At 70.9% G+C, this 15,721-nt stretch carries 17 protein-coding genes; 12 read left to right on the top strand and 5 right to left on the bottom strand.

From position 1 onward, the window contains the following. The first annotated feature begins 246 nt into the window (after positions 1 to 246). The 6 genes from ACFVT2_RS17860 to ACFVT2_RS17835 all read left to right on the top strand — a co-directional run bounded on the left by ACFVT2_RS17860 (position 247) and on the right by ACFVT2_RS17835 (position 4,553). Complete coding sequence (locus ACFVT2_RS17860) at positions 247 to 411, top strand: hypothetical protein (RefSeq protein WP_016573405.1); 165 nt, start codon at positions 247 to 249, stop codon at positions 409 to 411. A 17-nt stretch (positions 412 to 428) separates the two neighbouring features. Continuing rightward, positions 429 to 1,118, top strand: a complete 690-nt coding sequence (locus ACFVT2_RS17855) for a pilus assembly protein TadG-related protein (RefSeq protein ID WP_390018475.1) — start codon at positions 429 to 431, stop codon at positions 1,116 to 1,118. Positions 1,119 to 1,205: 87 nt separating this feature from the next. Further along, positions 1,206 to 1,793 (top strand): hypothetical protein, encoded by a 588-nt coding sequence (locus ACFVT2_RS17850; protein ID WP_390018472.1) that lies wholly within the window; start codon positions 1,206 to 1,208, stop codon positions 1,791 to 1,793. A 10-nt stretch (positions 1,794 to 1,803) separates the two neighbouring features. Further along, positions 1,804 to 2,406, top strand: a complete 603-nt coding sequence (locus tag ACFVT2_RS17845) for an OmpA family protein (protein WP_390018469.1) — start codon at positions 1,804 to 1,806, stop codon at positions 2,404 to 2,406. Positions 2,407 to 2,459: 53 nt separating this feature from the next. After that, the gene (locus ACFVT2_RS17840) at positions 2,460 to 3,092 is read left to right on the top strand and encodes a TetR/AcrR family transcriptional regulator (RefSeq protein ID WP_390018466.1); all 633 of its coding nucleotides are present in this window, start codon (positions 2,460 to 2,462) and stop codon (positions 3,090 to 3,092) included. Positions 3,093 to 3,287: 195 nt separating this feature from the next. After that, entirely contained in the window at positions 3,288 to 4,553 is a 1,266-nt protein-coding gene (locus ACFVT2_RS17835) for a Cmx/CmrA family chloramphenicol efflux MFS transporter (protein ID WP_390018463.1), read from the top strand. Positions 4,554 to 4,576: 23 nt separating this feature from the next. Here the strand turns inward: ACFVT2_RS17835 and ACFVT2_RS17830 are convergent, their stop codons facing one another. Beyond that, positions 4,577 to 4,927, bottom strand: coding sequence for a DUF192 domain-containing protein (locus ACFVT2_RS17830; RefSeq protein ID WP_390018460.1), 351 nt, complete (start codon positions 4,925 to 4,927; stop codon positions 4,577 to 4,579). 40 nt (positions 4,928 to 4,967) lie between these two features. Here ACFVT2_RS17830 and ACFVT2_RS17825 point away from each other — a divergent pair, with 40 nt between their 5' ends. After that, entirely contained in the window at positions 4,968 to 5,705 is a 738-nt protein-coding gene (locus tag ACFVT2_RS17825; RefSeq protein ID WP_390018457.1) for a prepilin peptidase, read from the top strand. Positions 5,706 to 5,990: 285 nt separating this feature from the next. Here the strand turns inward: ACFVT2_RS17825 and mgrA are convergent, their stop codons facing one another. Next, the gene (gene mgrA, locus ACFVT2_RS17820; protein WP_390018454.1) at positions 5,991 to 7,025 is read right to left on the bottom strand and encodes an L-glyceraldehyde 3-phosphate reductase; all 1,035 of its coding nucleotides are present in this window, start codon (positions 7,023 to 7,025) and stop codon (positions 5,991 to 5,993) included. Between the two features lie 138 nt (positions 7,026 to 7,163). On the opposite strand from mgrA, the gene ACFVT2_RS17815 reads away from it, so the two are divergent. The 4 genes from ACFVT2_RS17815 to ACFVT2_RS17800 all read left to right on the top strand — a co-directional run bounded on the left by ACFVT2_RS17815 (position 7,164) and on the right by ACFVT2_RS17800 (position 12,741). Then, on the top strand, positions 7,164 to 7,943 hold the full coding sequence (locus ACFVT2_RS17815; RefSeq protein WP_390018519.1) for an isoprenyl transferase: 780 nt from the start codon (positions 7,164 to 7,166) through the stop codon (positions 7,941 to 7,943). A gap of 615 nt (positions 7,944 to 8,558) precedes the next feature. After that, positions 8,559 to 9,896, top strand: coding sequence for a PhoH family protein (locus ACFVT2_RS17810; RefSeq protein ID WP_390018451.1), 1,338 nt, complete (start codon positions 8,559 to 8,561; stop codon positions 9,894 to 9,896). 409 nt (positions 9,897 to 10,305) lie between these two features. Further along, a complete protein-coding gene (locus tag ACFVT2_RS17805) occupies positions 10,306 to 11,001 on the top strand; it encodes a transglycosylase SLT domain-containing protein (RefSeq protein ID WP_390018448.1) in 696 nt (231 codons plus the stop codon). A 135-nt stretch (positions 11,002 to 11,136) separates the two neighbouring features. Then, positions 11,137 to 12,741: an AI-2E family transporter gene (locus ACFVT2_RS17800; RefSeq protein WP_390018445.1), complete on the top strand. Its 1,605-nt coding sequence runs from the start codon at positions 11,137 to 11,139 to the stop codon at positions 12,739 to 12,741. A gap of 130 nt (positions 12,742 to 12,871) precedes the next feature. On the opposite strand, the gene ACFVT2_RS17795 is transcribed toward ACFVT2_RS17800, so the two are convergent. Continuing rightward, a complete protein-coding gene (locus tag ACFVT2_RS17795; RefSeq protein ID WP_390018442.1) occupies positions 12,872 to 13,417 on the bottom strand; it encodes an alkyl hydroperoxide reductase in 546 nt (181 codons plus the stop codon). Between the two features lie 5 nt (positions 13,418 to 13,422). Continuing rightward, positions 13,423 to 13,977, bottom strand: a complete 555-nt coding sequence (locus tag ACFVT2_RS17790; protein WP_390018439.1) for a peroxiredoxin — start codon at positions 13,975 to 13,977, stop codon at positions 13,423 to 13,425. Positions 13,978 to 14,117: 140 nt separating this feature from the next. On the opposite strand from ACFVT2_RS17790, the gene ACFVT2_RS17785 reads away from it, so the two are divergent. After that, complete coding sequence (locus ACFVT2_RS17785; RefSeq protein WP_390018436.1) at positions 14,118 to 15,077, top strand: LysR substrate-binding domain-containing protein; 960 nt, start codon at positions 14,118 to 14,120, stop codon at positions 15,075 to 15,077. 3 nt (positions 15,078 to 15,080) lie between these two features. On the opposite strand, the gene ACFVT2_RS17780 is transcribed toward ACFVT2_RS17785, so the two are convergent. Next, positions 15,081 to 15,707, bottom strand: coding sequence for a Uma2 family endonuclease (locus ACFVT2_RS17780; protein ID WP_390018434.1), 627 nt, complete (start codon positions 15,705 to 15,707; stop codon positions 15,081 to 15,083). Positions 15,708 to 15,721: the final 14 nt, after the last annotated feature.

Below are 15,721 nucleotides of genomic sequence, written 5' to 3'. Positions count from 1 at the left end.
CCGCGACAACAGGCGGCACTCCGGGGGATTCCGGAGGGGGAGCGGGGGTGGCTGAGGTGGCGCGCGGTGGCCGAAACGTGTCGCCCGATCCCTCGTTGGTGGTTTCGGACGAGGGCGAGGTTCGGAACCTCTGTTCCGGGAATGCCGTTCCGGCGTACTTTTCTCGTGGCACGAGCGCGGACGAGCGCACCACGGGGACACCCCGGCCGCACCAGAGCGGGACGGCCGCCCATGGAGGGGAAGACGATGGCGAAGCGGATCGTGAGAAACGACCGGGGTCAGACCTCGATCGAGTACCTCGGCATCATCGCGGTGGTCGTGGCGATCGTCCTGGTCCTGTCGACCACCGACTTCGGCAGTCAGATCGCCAACGCCATCGCCAACAAGATTTCCGACGTCGTCGGGATCTAGATCCCGCCACCCCGCCCGTGCCGGCCACCACCGCCACGCGCCGCCGCCGGCGCGACGCGGGGCAGACCCTGCCGATCTATCTCGTCGCGATCGGGGGCCTGCTCTTCCTCGCGCTCGCCTTCTTCGCCGTGGGCCAGGCGGCGGCCACCCGCAACGGCGCGCAGACCGCCGCGGACGCCGCCGCGCTCGCCGCCGGCCAGAAGTACCGCGACGATCTCCGCAAGGACTTCCTCGCCGGGCTCCACGACGGCACCAGCACCACCGACCCGGCAGCCTGGGAAGAGCTCCTCAACGGCCGCGGCGTCCCCGCCGACGCGGCCTGCGAGAACGCCGGCTGGTTCGCCGGCCGCAACGACGCCGCGGTCTCGTCCTGCACCCCGGACTCCTGGCCGACGTCGTTCGCCGTCACCGTCAAGACCCGCCACGCGGTGGGCGATTCGGTCATCCCGAGCACCGGGAGCACCCACGCCGCGGCCGAGGCGAAGGCGGTCGTCGCCCCGCGCTGCACCTTCGCCCCGCCCGCCGGCGGACCCACCACCCGCCCCAGCCCCACGCCCACGCCCGGCGGTGGCAAGGACGGCGGCCCGGCCCCCAAGCCCGCCCCCCGCACGCTGATCTGCGACGGCAAGGGCTGGACCCTCGACCCCGACCGGCCCCAGGACCTCCCCACGGCCGCCGACCTGTTCTCCGTGCGCCTGGCCCGGTGAACGCCGCCCCACCCCTCGACCCACCGGACCCCGCCGCCCCATGACCCCCACCGACCTCCCGACCGCACTCAGCGAAGGAACGCATCCATGAGCATTCGGCGCACCACGAAGGCCGCCAGGGGAGCGGTCGCCACGGCGAGCGTGCTCGGCCTGGCCCTCCTCGTGGCCGGCTGCGGTGGTGGCGGCGACGACGGCACGCAGACCCCGGACGGCAGGAAACCAGCCACCCACAGCGCCACCCCGGACGACGGCGGCGCCGGCTCCCCCGCGGCCGACGCCAACAAGGTCATCGGCGAGATGAAGGGCCCGGACGGCATCGAGGTCACCCTGCACTCCGCGGTCCGCGACTCCGGCGGCTTCGTCACCGTCGAAGGCACCGTCACCAACCGAGGCACCCGCGCCTTCAACGCCATCGACTGGCGCTCCAGCGAGACCGAACTGAAGTCGCGTTCGTCCCTCTCCGGCGCCACCCTGGTCGACAAGGCGGGCAAGAAGCGGTACTTGGTCCTCCGCGACACCAACGGCGAATGCCTGTGTACGACGGGCCTGAGCGGACTGCTGCCGGGCCAGAGCCGGCCCGTCTTCGCGCAGTTCCCGGCCCCGCCCGCCAAGGTGACCGAGGTGGACTTCCAACTGCCGACGATGCCGCCGGCCACCGTCCGGATCACCGACTGAGCCGCCCACGATGACCGCCTCCCGTACGGCCCTCACGGCCACCGCCGCGCTCCTGCTGACCGTCGCCCTCACCGCCCCCGCCGCCCACGCCGACCCGCCGGGCATCACCGAGGACACCACCGCGCCGGTCCGTATCGACCCCACCAACCCCAACCTGCGGATGGTCCAGGGCGCCAAGCTCGCCCCGCCCAAGGTCCTCAACATCAAGTCCATCGTGGAGACCGACGACGGCTCCGAGCGCCGGCAGGACACCAACGACAACATCACCTTCGCGCTCCAGGCCGAGGTCCTCTTCAGCAAGGACAGCGCCGAACTGTCGACCGACGCCCTGGCCCGGATCAGTGCCATCGCCGACGAGGTCAGGAAGCAGCACGCCACCGACCTCCGGGTCTTCGGCTTCACCGACAACCTCGGCTCCGCCGCGCACGGCCTGGTCCTCTCCAAACAGCGCGCCAACGCCGTCCAACGCGAACTCGCCGTCGACCTGGGCTCCTCGGTCGGCTTCCAGATCCGCGGCTACGGCGAGCAGTACCCGATCGCCGACAACAGCACCGAGGCCGGCCGCCGGAAGAACCGCCGTGTCGAGGTCAGCTTCCCGCGCAACGGCGGATAGCGGCCCGAATCTCGTATTGGACTGACTGATCCAATAAGTGTTAGCGTTCCCGTATGGCCCGACCCAGGAAGTTCGACGAGGGGCGGGCGGTCGACGCCGCGATGGAGGCGTTCTGGGCCGCCGGCTACGAAGCCACGTCCACCCAGGACCTGTGCGACGCCACCGGCCTGGGCCGCAGCAGCATCTACAACACCTTCAAGAGCAAGCACGACCTCTTCGAGCGCGCCCTGGCCCGCTACATGGAGCACAAGAACGCCGAGCTCGCCGAACTCCTCGGCAGCGGCAGCGACAGCGACAGCGACACTGGCACTGGCACCGGCACTGAAGCTGACACCCCCACCGCCCGTCAGATGCTCCGCGCCGTCCTCCAGCGCATCATCGACGAGGAGTTCACCCGCCACCCCGACGGCCGCGGCTGCCTCGTCGTCAACACCGCCATCGAGGTCTCGTCCCACGACCCCTCGGTGGCCGCCACCCTGGAACGGGACTACGGCGTGCGCCTGGAGATGATCCGCGGCGTGATCGAGTCCGGCCAGCGCGACGGCGACATCGCCTCCGACAAGGACGCCCGCACCCTCGCCCACCTCCTCATCGCCTCGGTCGGCGGCATCCGCGTCTCGGCCCGCGCCGGCGTCGGCCGCGCGGCCCTGGAGGGCGTGGCGGACGCCACCCTGGCGGCCTTCTAGCGCCACCCCGCCCCCGCCCTGCTCTCCTGCGGAGCCCGCGGGCGCCCCCCCGCTTTCCCCCTCGATCACGGCCACCCCTGACCCCACCCTGCCCACATTTTGAACCACTCATTCCAAAACTCACCTACGCAACACCCCGACACTCCAACACCCCGACTCCCCAGCACCCCAACACTCCGACCAGAGAAGGACCCCATGCCCCTCGCCGTCCACCTCCTCGGCCTGGCGATCTTCGCCCAAGGCACCTCCGAGTTCATGCTCTCCGGCCTCCTCCCCAACATCGCCACCGACCTCGGCGTCTCCATCCCCGACGCCGGCCTCCTGGTCTCCGCCTTCGCCGTCGGCATGGTCCTCGGCGCCCCCGTACTCGCCGTCGCCACCCTCCGGGTCCCGCGCCGCACCGCACTCGTCGCCTTCCAACTGGCCTTCGTCGCCGGCCATGTGATCGGCGCGCTGGCCCCCGGTTACGGCGTCCTCTTCGCCACCCGCATCCTCAGCGCCGTCGCCTACGCCGGCTTCTGGGCGGTGGCCGCGGCGACCGCGGTGAGCCTGGTGCCGCCGCAGGCGAAGGGCAAGGCGTTGTCCGTGGTCGGCACGGGACTCACCCTCGCCACCGTCGTGGGCGTGCCCGCCGGAACGGTCCTCAGCCAGCACGCCGGCTGGCGCGCGGCATTCTGGGCCGTGGCCGGCCTCACCGTCCTCAGCGCCCTCTCCCTCCTCGCGGCCCTCCCGGCCACCCGCCGCACCACCCGCCGCACCACCCGCCGCACCACCCCCGACGCCACACCGGCCCCCTCCCGAACCCCCTCCATACGCCGCGAGTTGACCGGCCTGGCCCGCCCCCAGTTCTGGCTCTCCTGCCTCATCACCACACTGACCTTCGGCGCCGGCGTGGTCACCTTCAGCTACCTCGCCCCCCTCCTGACCGAGGTGACCGGACTCCCCGCGGGCTGGGTCCCCGCCGTGCTCTCGCTCTACGGCGTCGGCGGCCTGATCGGCGTCACCGTCGGCGGCCGCTTCGCCGACACCGCACCCCTGCGCACCCTCGCCCTCGGCGTCACCGCCCTCACCCTCGCCTCCGCCGCCCTGGCCTGCGCCGCCGCCAACCTCCCCACCACCCTCGTCCTGGTCCTCGTCCTCGGCTTCACGTCCTACGTCATCAACCCGGTCGTCCAGTCCCGGGTCTTCCGCCTCGCCCCCGACGCCCCCACCCTGGTCCCCGCCGTCAACACCTCGGCCTTCAACGTCGGCATCACCCTCACCCCGTTGCTCGGCGGCCTCGCCATCGACGCCGGCCTCGGCTTCCCCTCCGTCGCCTGGGTCGGCGCCGCCACCGGCCTCCTCGGCCTCGCCGCCACGGCCTGGGCCGCCGCCCTCGAACGCCGCGGCCGCCCCGCCGCCACGTCCGCCACCGTCCCTCCGCGCATCCCGGCGAGCGCCGGCACCCCGGCAGGCGGCTGACCCTCCATCACCGAGGCCGTCCGCTACCGCACGCGCACGCGGACCCGCACCCCCCGGCGCACCCCCCACCGCGCCATCTCCCCGGCCTCCGCCTCCAGTACGTGCCGGGCCCGCAGTCGCGGACGGCCCAGCCGCCCCGGCCGCATGGTGCGGACGTCGAGCACCGTGAAGTCCCGGCTCAGATAGGCGACATCGATCGCGAAGCGCATCCCGAACGTGTGCACCCCGCTCGCCGGGGTCAGCAACAACGCCCCCGCGATCCCGTCCCGACCCAACAGCCCCCGGGTCCGCGCCCGATAGGACGCCGCGACCTCCACCGGAACCTCGGCGTCCGCACCCTCCAGAACACCCCGACCGTCCGCCCAACTCCCCATGCCCGCCGTTCTATCAACCACCGCGTTCTAGGGTCGACCCGTGTCCGTCACGCTGAGCACCCTCGCCGCCGCCTACGGAGCGGCCGCCGGCCTCCTCATACCGCGGCCCGCGCACCGGTTCTCCGTGCCACCCGAGGAGGACTGGCGCACGCACTGCCCCGACGGCCATGCGCTGACCGGACCGGCGTGGGGCTGGCTGGGCCGCGGCCGCTGCCCGGACTGCCGGGCGCCGTACGGGCCGGCCACGGTGCCGACCGCAACGGCCACCGCACTGGTCTGCGCGGCGCTGGCCGCGGCCACGGGCGCCCGCCCGGAACTCGCCGTCTGGCTGCTGATGACACCGATCGCGGTACTCCTGGCACTCGTCGACCGACGGGTACAGCGCCTCCCCGACGCCCTGACCCTGCCCCTGGCCGGGGCCACGGCCACCGCCCTCGGCGCCGTCGGCTGGCTCACCGGCGAGCCGGCCACCGCACTCCGCGCCCTCCTCGGCGGCCTGGCCCTCGCCGCGTGCTACCTGCTGCTCTTCCTCGTCAACCCCTCGGGCCTCGGCCTGGGCGACGTCAAGCTGGCGCTCGGGCTGGGCGTCGCCCTTGGGTGGTACGGCTGGTCCACGCTGCTCACCGGGGGCGCGGCGGGGATCCTGATCGGCGCGCTCTACGCGACGTTCCTCCTGGTGGCCCGCCGCACGGGCCGCAAAGAGGCCATGCCACTGGGCCCGTTCATGATCATCGGGGCCTTCTGCGGCCTGCTGCTGGGCGCCGTCGCGGCCCGCTGACACCGCCCGCAGAAGCCCGAGCCACGCCGGCCACCCCGCGATGCACGGAGCACCCCTCCCGCGGGGTTATGGTGGAAGCCCCCCCTCGGGCCGGTCCGTATCCCCCCCACGGACCGGCCCGCTTTTCTTTGCGTGGCGCGGCCCCGCCCCTGTCGCAGGCGTCGCCGCCCCCCCCGCCGGCCCCGGCTCAGCCCCCGCACCGCGGGGCCCCGGCCCGAGGCCGGGGGAGAACCGGGGCCGCAGGGCGAGCGCCAGCCCACCCCACCACGTGGAATGCCCCTCGACTCAGCGGCGGGCCCAGATGTTGACGCCCTCCGTGGTCCGGGCGAACTCGTCGATCTCGGCCAGTTCCGCATCGGTGATCGCGGGGGCGCCCAGGGCCGCGACATTGGCCTCCAGCTGGGCGACGCTGCTGGCGCCGATCAGGGCGGAGGTCATGCGGGTGTCCCGCAGGACCCAGTTCAGCGCGAGCTGGGCCAGCGACTGGCCGCGGCGGGCCGCGATCTCGTTGAGCCCGCGGAGACGGCGGACGACCTCGTCGGTGAGGAGATCCGGGTCCAGGGACTTGCCCTGCGCGGCGCGCGAACCCTCGGGGACGCCGTCGAGGTACTTGTCGGTGAGCATGCCCTGCGCCAGCGGCGCGAAGGCGATACAGCCCATGCCGGCCTCGTCCAGCACGTCCAGCAGGCCGTCGTCCTCGATCCAGCGGTTGATCATCGAGTACGAGGGCTGGTGGATCAGCGGGCGCACGCCCATCTCGCGCAGGATGCGGACCGCCTCGCCGGTCTGTTCCGCGGGGTAGGAGGAGATCCCGACGTACAGGGCCTTGCCCTGCTGGACGGCGGACGCCAGCGCGCCCATCGTCTCCTCCAGCGGGGTGTCCGGGTCGAAGCGGTGCGAGTAGAAGATATCGACGTAATCGACACCCATCCGCTTCAGCGAGGCATCCAGCGAGGAGAGCAGGTATTTCCGGGAGCCCCATTCGCCGTAAGGGCCGGGGTGCATCAGATATCCGGCTTTTGTCGAGAGAATGAGCTCGTCGCGGTAGCCGCGGAAGTCCTGGGCGAAGATCTTTCCGAAGTTCAGCTCGGCGGACCCGGGCGGCGGCCCGTAGTTGTTGGCCAGGTCGAAGTGGGTGATGCCCAGGTCGAAGGCGCGACGCAGAATGGCCCGCTGGGAGCTGAGGGTGCGATCGTCCCCGAAGTTGTGCCAGAGTCCAAGGGAGATAGTGGGGAGTTTGAGGCCGCTGTGGCCGGTGCGCCGGTACTCCATGGAGGCATACCGTGAATCCGCGGCGCGGTAGTCAGTGCCAGTGGTCATGGTCCTCTCCCTATCACGGACTTGTGACATACCTGATTGGGCTGTTGAGACAGCCAGAAGTAAAGTTGCTCCCTTAGGCAACGGGGCGATGGCCATCGGCACGGAGGGGCTGGACCACACATGCTGCGATCTTCCGGGATGCGCATCCCGTATCCGCCTGCACTGCGCGATCTCGTCTACCGGCTGTACGCCCGCCGGGTGGAGGGTCGTCTGGACCACACCCAGGTGCCCAAGCACATCGGCGTCATCCTGGACGGCAACCGGCGTTGGGCGCGGGCCGACGGGCTGTCGACCGAGCAGGGCCACCTGGCGGGTGCGGCCAAGATCGACGAGCTGCTGGGCTGGTGCGCGGAGACCGGTGTGGAGGTCGTCACGCTCTGGCTGCTGTCGACCGACAACCTCGACCGGCCGGCCTCCGAGCTGACCCCGCTGCTGGGGATCATCGAGAACACCGTGCGCAATCTGGCCGCGGACGGCCGCTGGCGGGTCCACCACGTCGGCAACCGCGATCTGCTGCCCGACGAGACCCAGCGGGTGCTCAAGAAGGCCGAGCAGGACACCCTCGACAACAAGGGCGTCATGGTGAACGTCGCGGTCGGCTACGGCGGCCGCCAGGAGATCGCGGACGCGGTGCGCTCGCTGCTGCTGGAGCACGCCGAGCGCGGCACGTCCTTCGAGGAGCTGGCCGAGATCGTCGACATCGACCTGATCTCGGAGCACCTCTACACCCGTGGCCAGCCGGACCCGGACCTGGTGATCCGCACCAGCGGCGAGCAGCGGCTGTCGGGCTTCATGCTCTGGCAGAGCGCTCATTCGGAGTACTACTTCTGCGAGGTCTTCTGGCCGGCGTTCCGGAAGGTCGACTTCCTGCGGGCACTGCGCGACTACGCGGCCCGACACCGGCGCTTCGGGGGCTAGGGCCTGTCCGGTGGATCAGGGTCGGACCGGCCCGAGGGCCGGTGGGCCGGCCTTCCGGCGGGCGGTTCGGTCGTCCGGCAGGGCGGGTTTCGGCCACGTAACGGGGAGCGATCCGGCCATTTTTCGGGGATACGTTCCGGTCACGGCGCGCCGTGTGGACCCGGGCGCCACCGGGGTTCGCGCCCTGGGGGGCGTGTCCTCCGCGGGCTGACGGTGCTTCTCCTGACGCCCCCTCCGGCGCCCCTCCGCCGGGGGCGCTTCCAGGCGCCCCACCTGCGCCCCATGGGTGCTTCGCCCTTCTTTCCGCCGGTCAGCGGGCACCTGTAACCAAAGGTTCATCGAGCGTGTGTCATATGCCGTGGCATGGGCGCGGGGGTTGAAGGGAATATCCCTGGCAGGTCGGTGCCCGGAACAAACAAGCCAGTGGGCACCGGATCTCAGCGGACGGCATGGGGCCGTCCGCCCGGGAGGCCCTTTGCGCATCACGGACGATCGTGCGTACCGCACGGACGACGCGGAGGGCCGGCGTTCGGCCCGCGCAGCGCGGCCAGAACCCGGTCCTGTCCCCGGCGACGTCGTCGCACCCCGACCTCATCCGAGGGGGTTCGTCCACCCGTGGTGAACAGCAAGAAGCGCCGTGAGAGCGACCGGCGCACGTATGTCCTCGACACCAGCGTCCTGCTGGCGGATCCGGCCGCCATGTCCCGCTTCGACGAACACGAGGTGGTACTGCCGGTCGTCGTGATCACGGAGTTGGAGGCCAAGCGGCACCATCCCGAACTCGGGTACTTCGCACGGCAGGCACTGCGCCGGCTGGACGAGTACCGGGTGCAGTACGGGCGACTGGACGCCCCCATCCCCATCGGGGAGCTCGGCGGGACGCTCCGGGTCGAACTCAACCATTCCGACCCCGGACTCCTGCCCGCCGCCTTCCTCAACGGCCACAGCCGCCTGGGCGACAACGACTCGCGGATCCTCGCGGTCGCCCGCAACCTCCAGGCCGAGGGGTTCGACGTCACCGTCGTCTCCAAGGACCTGCCGATGCGCATCAAGGCGTCCTCGGTGGGGCTGTTGGCCGAGGAGTACCGCGCCGAGTTGGCGATCACCGACTCCGGTTGGACCGGCATGGCCGAACTCGCCCTCTCCGCAGAGCAGGTGGACGACTTGTTCGCCGCCGAGACCGCCCCCGTCCCGGGCGCGGAGGAACTCCCGGTGCACACCGGGCTGGTCCTCCAGTCCGAGCGCGGCAAGGCCCTCGGCCGGGTCACCCCGGAGGGTGCGGTCCGGCTGGTGCGCGGCGACCGGGAGGCGTTCGGGATCCACGGCCGCAGCGCCGAGCAGCGGATCGCGCTGGACCTGCTGCTCGACCCGGAGGTCGGCATCGTGTCGCTGGGCGGCCGGGCCGGTACCGGCAAGTCGGCGCTGGCGCTGTGCGCCGGGCTGGAGTCGGTGCTGGAGCGCCGCCAGCACAGCAAGGTGATGGTGTTCCGGCCGCTGTACGCGGTCGGCGGCCAGGAACTGGGCTATCTGCCGGGCACCGAGGCGGAGAAGATGAGCCCCTGGGCGCAGGCCGTCTTCGACACGCTGTCCGCGGTGACCACCAAGGACGTCATCGAAGAGGTGGTCGCCCGCGGGATGCTGGAGGTACTGCCGCTGACCCACATCCGCGGCCGGTCGCTGCACGACGCGTTCGTGATCGTGGACGAGGCCCAGTCACTGGAACGGAACGTCCTGTTGACCGTTCTGTCCCGGATCGGGGCCAATTCCCGGGTCGTGTTGACCCATGACGTCGCCCAGCGCGACAACCTCCGGGTCGGGCGGTACGACGGAGTGGTCGCCGTCGTCGAGAAGCTGAAGGGGCATCCGCTCTTCGCGCACGTCACGCTGAACCGCTCGGAACGGTCGCCGATCGCCGCGCTGGTGACCGAAATGCTGGAGGACGGCAGGATCTGACCGGTTGTGAAATGATGCGCCGCCCGGAGAGGCGAAGGAGCCTAGCCGGGCGGCGCTGGCATGCGCTCGGATATCCGGAAATTCTGAGGGGTAAACGAGGTGTGAGCTTTCACACCCGGCAGAGAATTGCTTCCCTGTAGCCCGTTCGGGCAGAGTCTGGGTCCTGTCAGGCCCCGCATACGGCCCAGACGCACCCTCCAGGGTGTATGGACGACCCGAACTTCATAGCGAGTTGCCGTATGCCGCCCGAGCACCACGCGGACCCCCGAGGGGGACGTACCGGGCCAGTGCCTCCCGTGACCAGTCGGCGCCGACCGCTCAACAGGCGCCGGAACAAGGGGAGGCCAGCGTCAGGGGCACGATTGCGTCCGCGAGGTCACCTAAGCGGGCGATGCTGGAAGGAAAACGTGTGAGCCGGATCTCGGTCCGGGGATTCGCAGTGGCCTCTGCCACCGCGGTCACCACCGTCGGCGCCGTCGTCGGCGTCGCATCGGGCAGCCAGGCATCGGTGAGCAACACCGAGGCCACCGCGGCCGACGCGACGATTGCTGACATCCCCGCAGGCCAGCAGGCCCAAGTGCAGACTGCCTCGCTGACGCAGCAGGCAGACTCGGCGTCCACCCAGGCGGACACGGCTGCGCTGAAGTCCGCACAGGAGTCGGCGCGTAAGGCAGCCGCTGAGACCGCGCAGAGCAAGAAGGACGCTGCGGACAAGGCGAAGGCGGAGAAGGACGCGAAGGACCGCGAGAAGGCGCTGGCCGCCTCCCGCTCGGCCGTCCGCGACGCCAGCGACTTCGTTGCCAAGGCTTCCTACTCCATTGCCGAGACGCAGTCGATGGCCCGCCAGATGATCGCGTCCGACCAGTTCCAGTGCTTCAGCAACATCGTGGACCACGAGTCCGGCTGGAACTACCAGGCGACCAACGCCTCCTCGGGCGCCTACGGTCTGGTGCAGGCGCTGCCCGGCTCCAAGATGTCCTCCGCGGGCTCCGACTGGCAGACCAACCCGGCCACCCAGATCAAGTGGGGCCTGAACTACATGAACAGCCGGTACGGCAGCCCCTGCGGTGCCTGGTCGTTCTGGCAGGCGAACAGCTGGTACTAAGCCGTTGCGAGGCCCCAGCGGCCGCGCCACCGTGCTCCGAAACCCCCGAACGCGTCGCGTTCGGGGGTTTCGCGCATCCGGCACGGGTAACGTCGGGGCGTCAGATGGCTGTAAGGGCGGGGAAGAGGAAGCAACATGTCCAGATTGCCTCAGTGGGTCGGTGGCCTAGGCGCCGGTCTGACGCGGCTCTCGCAGCGGCTGGAGGAACAGCGCAGTCGAGCGGAGGCCGCGGCGGAGGCAGGCGACCGGGAAGCGGCGGGGCGCGCCGGGCGCGCGTCCGGCCTGGACGGGTACGGCCTGCGGGCCCCGGTGAACGGGGCACCGACCGAGAGCGTGCCGGCCGGCCGCACCGCGACGGCCACCTGGGGGCCGGACGCCATGGCCGCTGCGGATGCCGCGGCGTCTGTGCACGCCGTGGACGCCGCCGACGTCACGAAGGGGGCGCCGCGGCATCGGCCGGAGGTGTCGGAGGAGCCCCGGGCTCCCCGGGAGCCGGAGGTGTCGGAGGAGTCGGACCCGGCCCCGGCAGCCGTTCGGTCGCCCGATTCGGTGCCCGCGCCGCCGACCTACGCCCCGGCCGTCGCGGCTCCCCCGGATCCGGTGGCGGCGGTGCCCTGGGGGGTCCGGGTCGCGGCCGAGGCCGGCTGGCGGCTGCTGGTGCTGGCCGGCACGTTGTGGGTGCTGGCGAAGGTGATCACCACGATTCAGCTGGTGGTGCTGGCCTTCGTCGCGGCGCTGTTGATCACGGCGCTGCTCCAGCCCACGGTGGCGTGGCTGCGCCAGCGCAACGTGCCGCGCGGGCCGGCCACCGCGCTGACCTTCATCGGCGGCTTCGTGGTGATGGGCCTGGTCGGCTGGTTCGTCGTATGGCAGGTCCAGGACAACATCGACTCGGTGTCCAGCCGCATCCAGGAGGGCATCACCGAGCTGAAGGGCTGGCTGCTCAAGAGTCCGTTCCACGTGACCGAGAGCCAGATCAACCACATCGCCAAGAACCTCCAGGACGCGGTCGGCGCCAACACCGAGGCGATCACCTCGGCCGGACTGGAGGGCGTCACGGTCGTCCTGGAGATGTTCACCGGCATCCTGCTGGGGATGTTCACCACGCTGTTCCTGCTCTACGACGGCCGGCGGATCTGGGAGTGGACGCTCAAGCTCGTGCCGGGCCCGGCCCGTGAAGGGGTGGCGGGCGCCGGTCCGCGCGCCTGGCGGACGCTGACCGCCTACATCCGCGGCACGGTCCTGGTGGCGCTGATCGACGCCTTCTTCATCGGCACCGGGCTCTATTTCCTCGATGTGCCGCTGGCCGTCCCGCTCGCCGTCTTCATCTTCCTGTTCGCCTTCGTCCCGTTGATCGGGGCGGTGGTCTCGGGCGCGCTGGCGTGCGTGGTCGCGCTGGTCACCCAGGGCGTTTTCACGGCGCTGCTGGTGCTGGCGGTCGTGCTGGCGGTGAACCAGATCGAGAGCCATGTGCTCCAGCCGTTCATCCTGGGCCGGGCGGTCCGGGTGCATCCGCTGGCGGTGATCCTCTCGGTCGCCGCGGGCAGCCTGATCGCCGGCATCGGCGGTGCGGTGGTGGCGGTCCCGCTGGTGGCCGTCACCAACACCGTCGTCGGCTACCTCCGTTCGTACTCCCGGGAGCAGGCGCTGCGGATGACGGTGCCGCCGCGCGGTGCGACCGCGCTCGCGGTGGCACCGACCCCACCGCCGCGGCGCGGCGAATCCCCGGCGGAGGAGTGACGGCCGGCGGCCCCGGCGGCGGATGTCCGCCGGAGCCGCCCGGCCACGCACGAAACCCCCGCGGACACGAGGTCCGCGGGGGTTTCGCCTTGCCTGGTGCGGGGGCGAACGCCACCCGCTCCGCCGTGCCTTACTCGGCGAGGGCGGCCTCGGCGTCGAGGGTGGCGCCGACGGCCTGCAGGACGGACGCGATCTTGACGGCCTCCTGGATCGTCTCGCGCTCGACACCGGCCTTGCGCAGCACCTGCTCGTGCGAGTCCAGGCACATGCCGCAGCCGTTGATGGCGGAGACGGCGAGCGACCACAGCTCGAAGTCGACCTTGTCCACGCCCGGGTTGCCGATGACGTTCATCCGCAGACCGGCGCGCAGGGTGCCGTACTCCGGGTCGGAGAGCAGGTGGCGCGTCCGGTAGAAGACGTTGTTCATCGCCATGATGGCGGCGGCCGACTTGGCGGCGGTGTACGCCTCGGCGGAGAGGTTCGCCTTCGCCTCGGGCTCCAGCTCGCGCAGCACCTTGGGCGAGCGCGAGGCGATCGCGCAGGCGAGCACCGTGCCCCACAGCTGCTGCTGCGTGAGCAGGGCTGTGCTTTCGGCGTTTCCGATCACCGAACCGAGGTTCAGCTTCAGGTCCTTGGCGTAGTCCGGAACCGCGGACTTGAGGTCATCGAGAGCCATGGGTGTCACTCACCAGCCAGCAGGGCGACCGGGTCCAGGGTGTTCTCGCCCTTGCTCCAGTTGCAGGGGCACAGCTCGTCGGTCTGGAGCGCGTCGAGGACCCGGAGGACCTCCTTGGGGTTACGGCCGACGGAGCCGGCGGTCACCATGGTGAACTGGATCTCGTTGTTCTGGTCGACGATGAAGACGGCGCGCTGCGCGAAGCCGTCCTCGCCCTCGATGCCCAGGTCGCGCATGAGCTCGTGCTTGGAGTCCGCGAGCATCGGGAAGGGCAGGTCGGTCAGGTCCGGGTGGTCCTTGCGCCAGGCGTGGTGCACGAACTCGGAGTCACCGGAGAAGCCGAGGACCTGGGCGTCACGGTCGGCGAACTCCTCGTTCAGCTTGCCGAACGCGGCGATCTCGGTCGGGCACACGAAGGTGAAGTCCTTGGGCCAGGCGAAGACGATCTTCCACTTACCTTCGTAGGTCTTGTGGTTGATCTGCTCGAACTCCTCGCCCTTCTCCAGCGAGACGCAGGCGGTCAGGTCGAACTCGGGGAACTTGTCACCGACAGTGAGCACGCGCTCTCCTTGTTGCAAGAAAGTCCCTTGTGGGGGCTTTCTGGTCTTTCCTTGAGGCTTGGACGGGTAACACGGTGCCACAGGAGGCATTGATCAGGGAAATAGCTAGACTTGTGGATGTTGATCGGAGGTGGTTATCAGTGGCTTCACCTGTGAGCTCCGGCGGGCGGCCCCGCCAGCCCAGCCTGGCCCAGCTGCGGGCGTTCGCCGCGGTCGCCGAGTACCTGCACTTCCGCGAGGCGGCGGCCGAGATCGGCATGAGCCAGCCCGCACTCTCCGGAGCGGTCTCCGCACTGGAGGAAACCCTGGGCGTCCAGCTCCTGGAGCGTACGACCCGCAAGGTGCTGCTCTCGCCGGCGGGGGAGCGGGTGGCGGCTCGCGCCCGTGCGGTCCTGGACGCGGTCGGCGCGCTGATGGAGGAGGCGGAGGCGGCCCGCGCGCCCTTCACCGGCGTGCTCCGGCTCGGCGTCATCCCGACCGTCGCCCCGTATCTGCTGCCCGCCGTGCTGCGCCTGGTCCACGACACCTACCCGCAACTGGACCTCCAGGTCCACGAGGAGCAGACCGCCTCCTTGTTGGACGGTCTGGCGCACGGCCGGCTGGACCTGCTGCTGCTCGCGGTGCCGCTCGGCGCCCCGCAGGTCACCGAAATCCCGCTGTTCGACGAGGACTTCGTGCTGGTCGCCCCGAAGGAGCACTGGCTCGGCGGCCGCGGCGACATTCCCCGCGCCGCCCTGAAGGAACTCGACCTGCTGCTCCTGGACGAAGGCCACTGCCTACGGGACCAGGCCCTGGACATCTGCCGCGAGGCGGGCCGGGAGGAGGGCACACCGGTCACGACCAGTGCGGCCGGACTCTCCACGCTCGTCCAACTGGTCGCCGGCGGGCTGGGCGTGACGCTGCTGCCGCGTACCGCACTGCGGGTGGAGACGGCTCGTAACGATCAGCTGACCACGGGCTATTTCGCCGACCCGGCTCCGTCCCGGCGGATCGCGCTGGCCATGCGCGCCGGCTCGGCCCGGCAGCACGAGTTCGAGGAGTTCGCGGCGGCGCTGCGGGGGGCGCTGCGGGGGTTGCCGGTGCGGATCGCGCGGGTGTGAGGGTCAGCGGCGCGGGGTGATGCGCCGGGAATCGTCCAGCACCTGCGTGACATCCAGAGTGACTTCAGCGCCGATCGACTCCGGGAGGGTGACCTTCGCCCCGGGGACATGGATGTGGTGCATGGCGTAGCCGTCCTCGATGGGCTCGGTGAGGACGTGGAGGCGCTCGTGCTTGCGGTCGACGATCACATACACGGGTACCTTCGCCGCGCCGTAGGCGGCTACCTTGGTGCGCAGGTCGTTGGCGTAGTTCCCGGACGTGATCTCCAGAACCATCCGGAAAGCGGCGGGGTCGACACACTCGTACTCGGCTACGTGTTCCTCGGCATCGGCGTCCACTACGGCCAGGTCGGGGATGGCGAAGTTCTCCGGGCCGTCCGGCAGCCACAGCCCGACGGCCTCAAGGACCAGCGTCTCGCCGCGGTTCAATCCCGCCGAGGCAAAGGTGTCGCGGAGGCTGGACAGCCCCTTCGCATGGCCGAAGTCTGAGGGTGGGGTCACGGTGAGGTCGCCTCCGAGGATCTCGACGCGGTAGCCCGGAAGCTGCTCCATGAGCCGGTCGGCCTGCTCAAGGAGCATCGGCGGCTCGTGGGCAGGCCCGTGCGGACGCTCGACAGCTGCTGCGGACATTGCGTGCCTCCCAT

This window comes from Streptomyces sp. NPDC058000 (assembly GCF_042886435.1).
In the GTDB taxonomy this organism is placed as follows: Bacteria; Actinomycetota; Actinomycetes; order Streptomycetales; family Streptomycetaceae; genus Streptomyces.
Note: the sequence above shows the minus strand (reverse complement) of the source record. Positions and strands in the feature narration are given on the sequence as shown.